The organism is Microcoleus sp. OTE_8_concoct_300 (assembly GCF_031383065.1).
Taxonomy (GTDB): domain Bacteria; phylum Cyanobacteriota; class Cyanobacteriia; order Cyanobacteriales; family Microcoleaceae; genus Microcoleus.
In genome coordinates, this window is sequence record NZ_JANMZH010000428.1 from 1 (window position 1) to 11,198 (window position 11,198).

The 11,198-nt window shown below is 44.9% G+C and carries 15 protein-coding genes; 9 read left to right on the forward strand and 6 right to left on the reverse strand.

What is annotated here, in order from left to right; translation table 11 throughout:
• The first annotated feature begins 112 nt into the window (after positions 1-112).
• Complete coding sequence (locus tag ACUVJL_RS19775) at positions 113-1,219, forward strand: tetratricopeptide repeat protein (protein ID WP_445247396.1); 1,107 nt, start codon at positions 113-115, stop codon at positions 1,217-1,219.
• Positions 1,220-1,483: 264 nt separating this feature from the next.
• Here the strand turns inward: ACUVJL_RS19775 and ACUVJL_RS19780 are convergent, their stop codons facing one another.
• Positions 1,484-1,888: a helix-turn-helix domain-containing protein gene (locus ACUVJL_RS19780; protein WP_445247397.1), complete on the reverse strand. Its 405-nt coding sequence runs from the start codon at positions 1,886-1,888 to the stop codon at positions 1,484-1,486.
• On the reverse strand, positions 1,872-2,171 hold the full coding sequence (locus ACUVJL_RS19785) for a type II toxin-antitoxin system HigB family toxin (protein WP_293152593.1): 300 nt from the start codon (positions 2,169-2,171) through the stop codon (positions 1,872-1,874). The genes ACUVJL_RS19780 and ACUVJL_RS19785 overlap by 17 nt, the downstream gene beginning before the upstream one ends.
• Before the next feature lie 215 nt (positions 2,172-2,386).
• Here ACUVJL_RS19785 and ACUVJL_RS19790 point away from each other — a divergent pair, with 215 nt between their 5' ends.
• The 3 genes from ACUVJL_RS19790 to ACUVJL_RS19800 all read left to right on the forward strand — a co-directional run bounded on the left by ACUVJL_RS19790 (position 2,387) and on the right by ACUVJL_RS19800 (position 3,685).
• Positions 2,387-2,968 carry an Imm30 family immunity protein gene (locus ACUVJL_RS19790; RefSeq protein WP_445247398.1) on the forward strand — a complete coding sequence of 194 codons (582 nt, stop codon included), beginning with the start codon at positions 2,387-2,389 and terminating at the stop codon, positions 2,966-2,968.
• Positions 2,969-3,098: 130 nt separating this feature from the next.
• Positions 3,099-3,296 (forward strand): DNA-binding protein, encoded by a 198-nt coding sequence (locus ACUVJL_RS19795; protein WP_445247399.1) that lies wholly within the window; start codon positions 3,099-3,101, stop codon positions 3,294-3,296.
• Positions 3,296-3,685 (forward strand): type II toxin-antitoxin system death-on-curing family toxin, encoded by a 390-nt coding sequence (locus ACUVJL_RS19800; protein WP_445247400.1) that lies wholly within the window; start codon positions 3,296-3,298, stop codon positions 3,683-3,685. Before ACUVJL_RS19795 ends, ACUVJL_RS19800 begins: the two co-directional genes overlap by 1 nt.
• A 19-nt stretch (positions 3,686-3,704) precedes the next feature.
• Here the strand turns inward: ACUVJL_RS19800 and ACUVJL_RS19805 are convergent, their stop codons facing one another.
• Positions 3,705-3,845, reverse strand: a complete 141-nt coding sequence (locus ACUVJL_RS19805) for a hypothetical protein (RefSeq protein WP_445247401.1) — start codon at positions 3,843-3,845, stop codon at positions 3,705-3,707.
• Between ACUVJL_RS19805 and ACUVJL_RS19810 the strand changes: the two genes are divergently transcribed.
• On the forward strand, positions 3,844-4,014 hold the full coding sequence (locus ACUVJL_RS19810) for a ribbon-helix-helix domain-containing protein (protein WP_445247402.1): 171 nt from the start codon (positions 3,844-3,846) through the stop codon (positions 4,012-4,014). The genes ACUVJL_RS19805 and ACUVJL_RS19810 overlap by 2 nt on opposite strands.
• Before the next feature lie 218 nt (positions 4,015-4,232).
• The gene (locus ACUVJL_RS19815) at positions 4,233-4,679 is read left to right on the forward strand and encodes a DUF5958 family protein (RefSeq protein WP_445247403.1); all 447 of its coding nucleotides are present in this window, start codon (positions 4,233-4,235) and stop codon (positions 4,677-4,679) included.
• A 56-nt stretch (positions 4,680-4,735) separates the two neighbouring features.
• Here the strand turns inward: ACUVJL_RS19815 and ACUVJL_RS19820 are convergent, their stop codons facing one another.
• The 3 genes from ACUVJL_RS19820 to lepA all read right to left on the reverse strand — a co-directional run bounded on the left by ACUVJL_RS19820 (position 4,736) and on the right by lepA (position 7,762).
• Entirely contained in the window at positions 4,736-5,155 is a 420-nt protein-coding gene (locus tag ACUVJL_RS19820) for a type II toxin-antitoxin system VapC family toxin (protein ID WP_445247404.1), read from the reverse strand.
• On the reverse strand, positions 5,152-5,724 hold the full coding sequence (locus ACUVJL_RS19825) for a type II toxin-antitoxin system HicB family antitoxin (RefSeq protein ID WP_445247405.1): 573 nt from the start codon (positions 5,722-5,724) through the stop codon (positions 5,152-5,154). The genes ACUVJL_RS19820 and ACUVJL_RS19825 overlap by 4 nt, the downstream gene beginning before the upstream one ends.
• Before the next feature lie 223 nt (positions 5,725-5,947).
• Positions 5,948-7,762, reverse strand: a complete 1,815-nt coding sequence (gene lepA / locus ACUVJL_RS19830; protein WP_445247406.1) for a translation elongation factor 4 — start codon at positions 7,760-7,762, stop codon at positions 5,948-5,950.
• A 328-nt stretch (positions 7,763-8,090) separates the two neighbouring features.
• On the opposite strand from lepA, the gene ACUVJL_RS19835 reads away from it, so the two are divergent.
• From ACUVJL_RS19835 to ACUVJL_RS19845, 3 genes are all read left to right on the forward strand, one after another.
• Positions 8,091-8,318, forward strand: a complete 228-nt coding sequence (locus tag ACUVJL_RS19835) for a type II toxin-antitoxin system CcdA family antitoxin (protein WP_333128829.1) — start codon at positions 8,091-8,093, stop codon at positions 8,316-8,318.
• A 55-nt stretch (positions 8,319-8,373) separates the two neighbouring features.
• On the forward strand, positions 8,374-8,544 hold the full coding sequence (locus tag ACUVJL_RS19840; protein WP_445247407.1) for a hypothetical protein: 171 nt from the start codon (positions 8,374-8,376) through the stop codon (positions 8,542-8,544).
• Positions 8,545-8,894: 350 nt separating this feature from the next.
• Positions 8,895-10,793 carry an ATP-binding protein gene (locus tag ACUVJL_RS19845; RefSeq protein ID WP_445247408.1) on the forward strand — a complete coding sequence of 633 codons (1,899 nt, stop codon included), beginning with the start codon at positions 8,895-8,897 and terminating at the stop codon, positions 10,791-10,793.
• Positions 10,794-11,198: the final 405 nt, after the last annotated feature.

The following is an 11,198-nucleotide window of genomic DNA, read 5'->3' on the forward strand; positions in this document are numbered from 1 at the left end:
AGATTATTTGAATCCATTGAAAAACTAGAAGCACTGTTACATAAACTGTTAAATGAAGGAGGACTAATTATGAAATGGAACCGAAAAATAAAAAATAAAGGTAACTTAGTTAATGCAGTTTAGATGTCGAACAGCTTACCCTAAAGCGATTGCCTTACACGAACAAAAGTTAGCCATTGTACAAGAGTTAGGAGATCGTTCAGGAGAAGCTAGTGCTATATTGTGCCTAGCTAGCTGTCATTTCAATCTTCAAAACTATCAACAATCTCTTGAACTAAGTCAGCAAAGTTTAACTATCGCTGAAGCAATTGGAGAAAGAGATACGGCGGCTCAAGCTTATTTCTTTTCAGGAATGGCTCTAGCCAAGCTAAAGCAACGGCGAGAAGCAATTGACGCTTTCAATCAAGCTTACCAGCTATTTCTAGCAACAGGTCAACAGCATTGGATTTCCCATGTGCAAACACAGCTAAAGCAGCTAGGTGAAAGTCTCATTGCTGACCAAGAATTCCCGGAAGCAATAGAATTATATAAATTACAGTTGCAATCTTTACAAAAACTCAACGACCAATCGGGAATCGGTTGGGCGCTGCAAAACTTAGGTAAAAGTTATTACAATCAAGGCGATTACCAGAAAGCCATTGATCCTCACACCCAAATGTTAGGAATTGCTCGTCAGCTAGCAGATACGGCAATGGAAAGTTTAGCCTTAGCTTGGCTGGGGTGTGATTACCGCGAGGTCAATCAATGGGAATTAGCGTTAAATTATTTTCAAACACGGCTAGCCCTGGCTAAAGATATTAATGACCGCAGCGCTCAACGAGAAACTTTAGGCTGGCTTGGTAGCATTTCCAAAAAGCTCAGACAGAATGCTCAAGCTGTGACTTATTACACTGAGCAACTGTCAGTTATTAGGGAATTAGGCGATCGAGTTGGAGAACAAAGTGCTTTGTACGCTCTTGGTAGCTTCCATAATGACCTCAGCCAACATCGCCAAGCTCTTGACTATTTTTTGCCTACTTTGGCCTTGGCCGAACAGCTAGAACAGAAAACAAATGCTGCGAATGCTCACTATATGCTGGCTAAAACTTTTCTAACATTGGGTAAAATGCCAGATGCAATTTGCCACTATCGGTCAGCTAAAAACCTTTATGATGAGCTTAACGAAACTGATTGGTCACAACGCTGTCAGGACAGGTTACAGGCATTAGATGCTTTGTAAAGCTGCAGGCTATTTGAATTCCCATTGATATCGGGTGATGCGCGATCGCCCTTAATCTCAGCAAGTGCGATCGCTCTTAATCTCACTCAAAGAAACCGGGTTTTTTACCGAATTTACGGTGTGTAACGCGTCTTTCGGGAAAAAAACCCGGTTTCTGGGCCCCATGGTATTAAACTAAATTTTAGTTTAGCTCAATCAATTTCTTTGCTCAAGAGCGATCGCCCTTAATGTCCAAAAGTGCGATCGCCCTTAATGTCACTTCCCTTAATTACAAAACAAACTCGGCTCTACATGAAAAAAGCTCCCCAGAATCAATGCCAGCTCTTTGCTAATATCTCGATCGCCATTAACGACTTCAGACACTCTTTTTTCAGATCCAATGACTCCTACCAAATCAGCAGGTTGTAACTCTCTTTGTTCCATCAAAAACAGCAGTATTGAATGAGGCGTTGCTGTGGTTCCTGGTGCGTAATATTCCTGCTCAAATTTTTCAATCAATACAATCAGCAATTCATATAACTCATTTTCTTCAGGAGTGCGATCGCGCTGGTGCATCAACTCTTCCACCATAGCCAGAGCTTTCTCATTATCCGCTTCATTTCTAATTATTTTCGGCTGGTACTGAGACAATAACTCTTTGTATTTATCTGGATTAAAAGTAAGGGTCATTTTTCCATTTCTCCTTATCATACTCAGCATGGGTGAGAATATATTTGATATAAACTAATTGGCTTTCATAATCAATACTAACTATTAATCGATAATTATTACCTTTGATATTAAAAACTGTAAACCCCCCAACAGCTTCGGCTTTAGGAAAAACAGATTGTACCTCAATTAAGTTAGACCATTTAGCCTTGCTAGTAATTTTAAACCAGTTATCCAAAGCTTCCCCGCAATCAGCATGAGTTTCGCTGTATTCACGCACCCGTCGGTAGCTGATTATGTGCATCTACTATAATAAATTTAAACTAAATTTTAGTTTAGCTCAACCAATTTCTTTCGTCAAGGGCGTGAAGCGCAGCTATCCCGTAGGGAATCGCCCTTAATCTCCAAAAGTGCGATCGCCTCCCATTCACCAAAAGTAATCTTCCATGATTTAATTAAAATAGCGAACCCTTTTTCAGTGGCATGGTCTGGTACTTTTGATAAAGTGGGAGAGATAAGATGAACGTTACTCAATTAATAGAAAAATTAAATGCTAATAAGTTCATGCGTTCTGATGAGGAAGTAATGAGTTTTGACTTCACTTTAGCCGAACTTGCCCTACATCCTAACAGCGAATATTTGCCAGCACTTTATCTAGTTTTCGATGACAGATGCGAACAACATGAAGTCATGTATGGTCTCATTCATTTTCTGGAGTCTTTTGAGCTAAAAGACCAGTTGCAGGCGTTTATTGATACCATAGACCGGATGGTTGTTAATGCGAAAGAATGGACAATGATTCTACTTTATGGAATTCTAAATCAGGATTTATCCCGGAATTTATATAGCCAGATGTTACATTCCAACCATTCTCAAAATCGGGATTTATGTACGCATTTGCTGCGCGAAATAGTTGCCAATGAATCCCCTCCTTTATCTTCCCATGCTGAGTCAGTTATTTCCGGCGCAACTGCGATCGACATTAATATTGATGAAATTCAGAGAGATCTGTCGAGCTTTATTAAACTCATCCAAGAAGGCAATATCTTGGTACTCTTGCAAGACGATCGGCCAATAGCCGAAATTAAACCGATCAAATAAGATGTAAGCCGCTCTCAGGATGAGCGATCGCCCTTAATCTCCAAAAGTGCGATCGCCCTTTTAAAAACCCTAACTCCTGCTCAGACAGTTGACGTGCTAAACTCAGAGTATCGTCACAGCCACAAACAGAATGCAAACCATTACCATCACAATTCCAGACGATCGCCTGCACAAGCTCCAAGAAATCGCCAACCGCCTCGGCGTTTCCCTAGAAGCATTACTGCTTGCGGGTGCTGAAAACTTGCTCGCACCACCAGAAACATCCTTCCAAAATGCTATGGAATACGTCCTTAAAAAGAATTCTGAGCTCTACCAAAAGCTCGCGTAATGCGCTATCTAACTTTAACAGAAGTCTTAGAACTTTATCGGCGCATTATCGAGCAGTCGGGCGGAGCATTGGGCATCGCTAATTTAGGAGCCTTAGAGTCAGCTTTAGCTCAGCCGCGCATGACGTTTGGCGGGGAGGAACTTTACCCAACTATCGTGAAAAAAGCTTCAGCCCTTGGATTTGCTTTGATTAAAAATCATCCTTTCTTAGATGGTAACAAACGCATCGGTCACGCAGCAATGGAAGTCTTTCTAGTTTTGAATGGCTTTGAGATTTCTGCACCTGTAGAAGAGCAAGAAGAAATTATATTACAAGTCGCATCAAGCGCGATCGCCCGCGATGAATTTACTGAGTGGCTGCGCTGTCATATTGTTCCTAATTCTATTTGATAAATTCTGGCTCTGAAAACTAAACTTTATTATGCCGCAGTGCGATCGCCATTTTGCTCCAAAAGTGCGATCGGCTGCGATAGCGACCGACGATCGCCCATTGCAAGCTGGACGGACGAGATGGCACAATAGGGGAAACTTCCAACAGATTGCAAGGCATGAGCGACAGCGAGCGGATTTCAGTGGTTTTGCCAACACAGGCTAAAAAGGATCTCGAAAAGTTGTGCAATATCGAAAAGCGATCGATCTCCAACTTGGTCTACCTTCTGATTCAAGAGGCGATCGACCAAGCAAAAGCATCCGGCAAGCTCAAATCAACAGATGGCTGAAACTATAGCAATCCTAAATGATTATACTCGTTACCAGGCTCTTCCTGGTAACGCATATCCGGAGGAAGAGCCTCCATAGTCTGGGCCGAGGCAGAGCCTCGCTTACATCGGTTCCCAGGCAGAGCCTGGTAACCAGTTAACCAGTTATTGAAACTGATTTAGGATTGCTATAAAAGGATAACATCACATTATATTTCAGCCAGACTTAGGAGAGGCAAATGAATCTAGCAGATGAAATTACAATCAATCAAATTCAACAAGAATTAATTAGCCAAGAAGATGCAAAAAAGTGGTTTTTAAGCTTCCCAACCGAATACCAGCAGGAAATATTACAGCGGCTATCCTACATGACCCTCCAAGCAGGGGCGCGAGAAGAAGATGTTTCCCTAGCAATTGCCAAATCAAAACTTCGCCCAACTTACACCCCTTGTGTGTTACTGAGTAGAGGGCGATTAAAAGAACAAATGGCAAAGCTTTTGAAACTGCCGTCCTCAGAATTTATCAAAACCTTTTTCCTGTTAATGAGTTTATTGGCAATTGCCGATGCCCGCAGGTACTGCAAATATTGTCAAGATGGCTGTAGCCACTGGTGGCATCCCGATTTGAGCGATCGCAAAGTTGTAGATGAAATTCAGCGCGAGTTTCAACAAAGCATTCTTGTTTAAGTTGTAGAAAGCTGTGATGCGATCGGGCGATCGCCCTTCATCCCCCACCCGACTCCTCAAATTGTCCAATCTTCAAACCTCAAACCCGGTACTCGCTCAAAATCCCGCCGGTTCCGCGTCACCAGAATAGCATTTTTAGAAAGCGCGATCGCAGCAATTCGCAAATCTCTTGTGCCAATGCGAATCTTTTGACGCACCAACTCCTGATAACAATTCCAAGCATCCTCATCAAAATCAAGTACGTTGACAGTTCCAAAATATTTTAATGTGGTCATTAACCTATCATAAGCTAATAAGATTTCATCCCGTGAAGAACCTTGCCTGATAACATGAAGGCGTCCGCCAAATTGTTCTTCGACTGTAACGATAGTAACAGCAATCTCTTCTGGATTGAGTGCTTCTAGGCGCTGGCTGACAAGTGGATTCCCTCTTTGAAGCAGCGAAACATGATCCGTATCTAGTACCCACAAACTCACTTGGCCTCAGCCTCCGCATCGAGTGTACGGTAATATTCTTCCATTTCTGCATCTAGTTGGCGGCGATCCTCTTCTATAAATGCCACCACTTGCTCGAATTGCGGATCGTCTTTAAACATTCCAGCAAATTTCATCCACGGATGCTCTGGTTTTGGCGGTTGAATTGCCAGAGAAATCAGTTCAGCTTTTTCTAGCCGATCGCCCACAACTAAGCTAATATTAGTAATAACTTCTTCCCGGCTATTACCCTCAGCTTTACATCCAGCCCAACCCAAAACCACCGCTTGATACTTTCCCTCTGTCTCCTGTTCGATAATAGCTGTCAAGGCTGGGCGATCGGGTTTTTGCTCTTGGATTTCCAGAGAAACGAGTTCAGCTTTTTCTAAACGATTCGTGACAAGCTGGCTGAGATTTGCGATCGCCTCATCACGAGTATTTCCCTCAGCTTTACATTCTGGCAAACCCAATACAATCGCTTGATACTTTCCCTCTGTTTCCTGTTCGATGACGGCTGTCAAGGAAAAGTCAGTTAATTTGTCCGACGGCTTTAGTAATATTTTAGTAGTCATAATAGTAAATTCAAGGAACAATTATATTTTTAATTATACCTGACATATTACACCATTTTCAATTTGCTTTTCCGGGACGGGCTCTCCGGCCCATCTCACAATCAAACTGACTCTTTGTGGAACAGGCATCTTGCCTGTTCTAGATGACTGCAAACAACTACAAAAAAACAGACTCTTTGTGGAACAGGCCCGAAAGCCTGTTCCTGACAAAAGGCTACACAGATTACGAATCCCGATCGAGCTTCAGCACAGCCATAAAAGCCTCCTGCGGCACATCCACAGTACCCACAGACTTCATCCGCTTCTTACCCTTCGCCTGCTTTTGCAGCAACTTCTTCTTCCGCGAAATATCACCGCCGTAACACTTCGCTAACACATCTTTCCGCAAAGCCGGAATGTGCTCCGAAGCAATCACCTTCGCGCCAATTGTCGCTTGAATCGGCACCTTAAACTGGTGGCGGGGAATCAACTCCTTGAGTTTTTCAGTCAACCCGCGGCCCACATTATAAGCCTTATCCCGGTGTACGATCATCGCCAAAGCATCAACCGGATCGCCATTAATTAAAATGTCCATTTTCACCAACGGATTTTCGCGATAACCGATAAGGTGATACTCCATGCTCGCATAACCGCGCGATCGCGATTTCATCTGGTCAAAAAAGTCCGTCACCACCTCCGCCAAAGGCAACTCGTAAACCAGCGTAGTGCGGCCTTGACTCAGATACTTCATATCCATAAAAATGCCCCGCCGACTTTGAGACAGTTCCATCAGCGCGCCCACATAAGTTTCCGGCGACAGCATTTCTACCCGCACATAAGGTTCCTCAATTTTCTCGCGATACTGAGGATCTGGCAAGTGGCTGGGATTGTCAATTGTTAATACTTCCCCTTTAATTGTTGTGATTTGATAAACCACAGAAGGAGCCGTAACAATCAAATCCAAATTGTATTCTCTCTCCAGTCTTTCTTGCACAATTTCCATGTGCAGCAAACCCAAGAAACCGCAGCGGAAACCAAATCCCATCGCACTCGAAGTTTCCGGTTCGTAAGAAAGCGCCGCATCGTTGAGTTCGAGTTTTTCTAAAGCTTCCCGCAAATCTGGAAATTGGTCAGCATCGATCGGGAACAAGCCGCAAAAAACCATCGGTTTTGCTTCTGTATAACCCGGCCAAGGCTCCGGTGCAGGCTTTTTGACCAAAGTAATCGTATCGCCGACGCGAGCATCAGCTACGGCTTTAATTGCCGCGCCCAGATAACCAACTTCCCCCGCGTGCAGTTCGTCTACTGGAACTTGAGTCGGTGAAAGGATGCCCAATTCATCGATGACATATTCCTTACCCGAAACCATCAACAAAACTCGATCGCCCTTTTTGACACTTCCGTCCATCACCCGGAAATACACAATTACCCCGCGATAAGCGTCGTAATAACTATCAAAAATTAGCGCCCGCAGCGGTTTGTCAACAGTATCCTGCGGCGGCGGCACCAATTCGACGATCGACTCCAAAATCTCATCAATACCAATTCCTTCCTTAGCCGAAGCCTCAATCGCCCCGCTACAGTCCAGACCGATAATTTCTTCAATTTCCCCTTTTACCCGTTCCGGTTCTGCCCCCGGCAGGTCAATTTTATTTAAAACTGGAATAATTTCCAAATTGTTTCCCAAGGCAAGGTAGACATTTGCCAAGGTTTGTGCTTCCACGCCTTGAGATGCGTCTACCACCAGCAGCGCCCCTTCGCAAGCAGCGAGCGATCGCGACACCTCGTAAGAAAAGTCCACGTGTCCGGGAGTGTCGATCAGGTTGAGCACGTACTCCTGACCGTCCTTGGCAGTGTAATTCATCCGAGCCGCTTGCAGCTTGATCGTAATGCCGCGTTCGCGTTCGAGCTCCATATTGTCTAAAAACTGCTCCTTCATCTCCCGTGCTTGCACAGTCCCAGTCGCCTGCAACAGGCGATCGGCCAAGGTAGATTTTCCGTGGTCGATGTGAGCAATAATCGAAAAATTGCGAATGCGAGATACAGGGACGTTAGTCATGTTTTTTGTCAAAGAGCTAATCGGCAAAGGATACTTTTTGTTGTATGATTACACAAGCAAGAGTAGAGTGCTTACTTCAACCTCTTACTGGGGATTGAGCTGAAACCACAACTAAGGCAAACCTCAAGAGTATCAGTTATTACCCTTTCAAGTGTCCGACCGAGCCCGGACACCCAAAAGGAAAAAACTTTTCTCTCTCTCATTGTACAGAAAGCTGTTAAGCGGTTGAGGAAAGGTTGGGTGCAAATCAGGGACTTCAAATATCTAGTCGGGCCGGTTGTCATCAAAAGAATTGAAACTTAAGAATTAAAACTAGGATTTTTTAACTATGAGCGAATCACCTATACCCTCCCACAGTTCGTCAGAAAAAGTGGAACTATCTATCCATATAGATTCGGAACTGCTAGACCAAATTAAGCACTTGACGAATGACCCCAGCAAAGTCATTGAAACCGCAATCAAGCAGTGGCTCAGAGGCGAGCGCCGCGAAGACGAGTTGGCTCTAAGTTTGCGCCGCAACCCCCCAGTCCCGCCCCGCGGTGAGTGGAACGACTGAGGTTCGCGGGTAGGAGACGGCGGGCGCAAATCTTCTGGCCGTAAAGTTTCTGGCTGTGAAATTTCGAGGCCCGCGCGATCGACTGCAGATGGGGCGGCGAAAGCTACAGGTTGTGGGCGAGATCGCGCGGGCTCGCCTCACAACCTCGGAACTCTTCAAGGTGACGGGAAAAATGCGATCGCCAGTCCCAGACTTGAGTTGTTGGCAGCCTCAGATTTTGGCGTAATTTTCAAACTCGATCGTTAATCTGTGCAGATTTATAACTCCTAAATCTTAATTGTTATTTTTAAATTACCCAAAACGGCTGACAACAAATAGTTTTGAGTTTTGAGTTGAGTTCAGAATTAAATAATTAATATTATTTAAGTTCATTAATAACTCAAAAGTCGGTAGAAGCAGAAAAGACTTGGCAATTGTGAGTTTTGAGCAGTTAAATTATAATTAAAAACTCCACAAGTTTTTAGTTGATTAATAACTCACAACTAAACGGTCGAAGCCCAAAACAATTGGGAGTTTTGAGTTTTTAATTAAAAACTCAAAACTCCAAAATCCGAACTACTTTCATCCTCTACTCTGATGGACTCTAACACAGATTTCCGGCGATCGAGCCTCGCCTCTACAGTTTTTTTTCAAGAGTTAGGGGCAGAATTAGTATTTACCCAAGACGCCTCTGGTCGATATCTATCTTTTTACTGGCAAAAAGCCGAGCAGTACAACCTCACAGCAGAACAAATTGTCGATCGCCCCCTCAGCGAAACCCTGCAACCCATCGCCCCTGCGGCTTATCTCGATATCCTGCGGCGGGCGCTCGAAACCCTTGTACCGCAACGGTTCAGCTATCCATTTTGCCACGCCGGACAATATTTTCTCTTCGATTTGACACTCACTCCGGCGATCGACTCAAACGGCAAAGCTGCAAAAGTCTTAGTTATGGGAAGGCTGCTGTCTGACAAACCCACAGACAAACCGCCAGATTCCCCAGAGTTCATGCTCAATCGAGCTTTGCCATCCCCCTCAGACGCCGACCAACAAATGCTGCTTTCGGCGAGCCACATCCCCGGTCGATCGCTCCCTCCCTACTCGGAAATCGACCGCAAAACCATCTCGCAAATCGCTCAAAACCTGCACAAAACCCTCGATGTAGAGATAATTTGGCAGCTAACAGCTAACAGTTTGGGTCAAGTCTTGAACGCGAGTCGCTGCATCATCTGTTCCTACAAAAAAGACAGCAAAAATCTCGAAGCCTCCTCCTTCATCGCCTCGGAAAATGATCAAAATTATTCAGCCGCAGCAGCCGAATTACAACAGTCAATTGCCAGCGACGGCTCGCCCCCGGTTTCCCCAGCTCAAATCAAAAATCTCCAATCGAAAACTTTAAAAGTAGTAGCGGAATACCGCCAAGAACCTTACTCTTCTATGCTGGGATTAGAACTGCGGGCAGCCGAACAGCCGGGGTGGATTCAAACATTAGCCACCCTAAAACCAGTAGCAATCGATTACGCCTCGCCCATCGCCGATCCCTTCCACCGCCATTCCGTCATCGTAGCAGCTACATCCTATGAAGACCAACCTAATGCACTGATCTGTTTGCACCGCTGTGGCAGTTCCTCGAAATGGAGCCCTCTCGAACTCGAATTCGCCCGCGAGTTAGTCGCTCAAGTCGGCAGTGCGATCGCCCACGCTACACTTTACCAAGAATTAGAACACGCCCGCGCCGAAGCCGTAGCTCTTTCCCAACTTAAAAGTCAATTGCTTGCCAATACTTCTCACGAACTCCGCACCCCCCTCAACGGCATCCTCGGCTTCCTGAAACTGGTTGTAGACGGCATGGCAGATGACCCCGAAGAAGCGCACCAATTTATCGAAGAAGCTTACCGCTCTGCAGTACATTTGTTGAATGTGATTAACGATTTTTTGGATGTCGCTAAAATCGAAGCTGGCAAAATGCAGCTAGAGCTCGCTCCCGTCAAACTCGGCGAACTGTTGCAACAAGTTGAGGATTTCACACGGGTTCAAGTCCAGCAAAAGCGATTGCAATTTCAAATCCAAAAACCTGCTGTGGAGGACGATATTATTTTGTATGGCAACTACCAACGCCTGCTTCAGGTAATCTTGAACCTCACGGGCAATGCCATTAAATTTACCGGAGAAGGGGGAATTCGCATCAGTGCCGAAGTTATTAAGAAAAAGGTGACAGTTCACAACCAGCAGTTCCCCGGAATGGTAAAAATGCGAGTCGCTGATACTGGCATTGGGGTTTCTCTCGACAAGCAAGATAAATTATTTGAGTCATTTTTTCAGGTGGACGGCGATCGTACCAGGCAATACGGCGGCACCGGTTTGGGATTAGCTATTTCTCAAAAACTGGTAGAAGCAATGGGGGGTACAGTAAATTTTTACAGTATGGGGGAAGGACTGGGCTCTACTGTTACTTTTACTGTGCCGCTTTATCAAGAACCACTATTTAAAAATTAATCATCAGAAAAATGGGTAGAAACCTCGTCCTTTTAGGACGGCTTTACATTGTGCTTTTGGATACTACCGCCTTGGAACTGGTTGGTTCGGTGTACTTTTGTGTTGCACTTTCAGCGGGACAATTACCGCTTCAAACTTCCCAGTCCTGTACGCATAGTATTTTGCTCTTTTGAGCCTCCCTTGCGGGGTAGAAGAGACGACCTGCCAGGTCGTCTGTACTTCGCCAAAGTTATAGAGGCTTGCGCCGGCTAATAGCACTGTTTCAGTGACCTTAAAACTGGTTAACTATTAGCGACAGAGCAAGGAACTAGCTTCGCATTCCAGGGTGTCGTGACCTTAATAACGTAGTCAATTAAGACGCTTGGCTGGTCAGAATGGCTCTCTAGATTTCTCCTTCAAGCCTCA

Bases quoted from the DNA above. Each gene is read 5' to 3' on its own strand.
- ACUVJL_RS19775 (WP_445247396.1), top strand. From the start codon at position 113: ATGCAGTTTAGATGTCGAACAGCTTACCCTAAAGCGATTGCCTTACAC.
- ACUVJL_RS19780 (WP_445247397.1), bottom strand. From the start codon at position 1,888: ATGACCCTTACTTTTAATCCAGATAAATACAAAGAGTTATTGTCTCAG.
- ACUVJL_RS19785 (WP_293152593.1), bottom strand. From the start codon at position 2,171: ATGCACATAATCAGCTACCGACGGGTGCGTGAATACAGCGAAACTCAT.
- ACUVJL_RS19790 (WP_445247398.1), top strand. From the start codon at position 2,387: ATGAACGTTACTCAATTAATAGAAAAATTAAATGCTAATAAGTTCATG.
- ACUVJL_RS19795 (WP_445247399.1), top strand. From the start codon at position 3,099: ATGCAAACCATTACCATCACAATTCCAGACGATCGCCTGCACAAGCTC.
- ACUVJL_RS19800 (WP_445247400.1), top strand. From the start codon at position 3,296: ATGCGCTATCTAACTTTAACAGAAGTCTTAGAACTTTATCGGCGCATT.
- ACUVJL_RS19810 (WP_445247402.1), top strand. From the start codon at position 3,844: ATGAGCGACAGCGAGCGGATTTCAGTGGTTTTGCCAACACAGGCTAAA.
- ACUVJL_RS19805 (WP_445247401.1), bottom strand. From the start codon at position 3,845: ATGCCTTGCAATCTGTTGGAAGTTTCCCCTATTGTGCCATCTCGTCCG.
- ACUVJL_RS19815 (WP_445247403.1), top strand. From the start codon at position 4,233: ATGAATCTAGCAGATGAAATTACAATCAATCAAATTCAACAAGAATTA.
- ACUVJL_RS19825 (WP_445247405.1), bottom strand. From the start codon at position 5,724: ATGACTACTAAAATATTACTAAAGCCGTCGGACAAATTAACTGACTTT.
- lepA (WP_445247406.1), bottom strand. From the start codon at position 7,762: ATGACTAACGTCCCTGTATCTCGCATTCGCAATTTTTCGATTATTGCT.
- ACUVJL_RS19835 (WP_333128829.1), top strand. From the start codon at position 8,091: ATGAGCGAATCACCTATACCCTCCCACAGTTCGTCAGAAAAAGTGGAA.
- ACUVJL_RS19845 (WP_445247408.1), top strand. From the start codon at position 8,895: ATGGACTCTAACACAGATTTCCGGCGATCGAGCCTCGCCTCTACAGTT.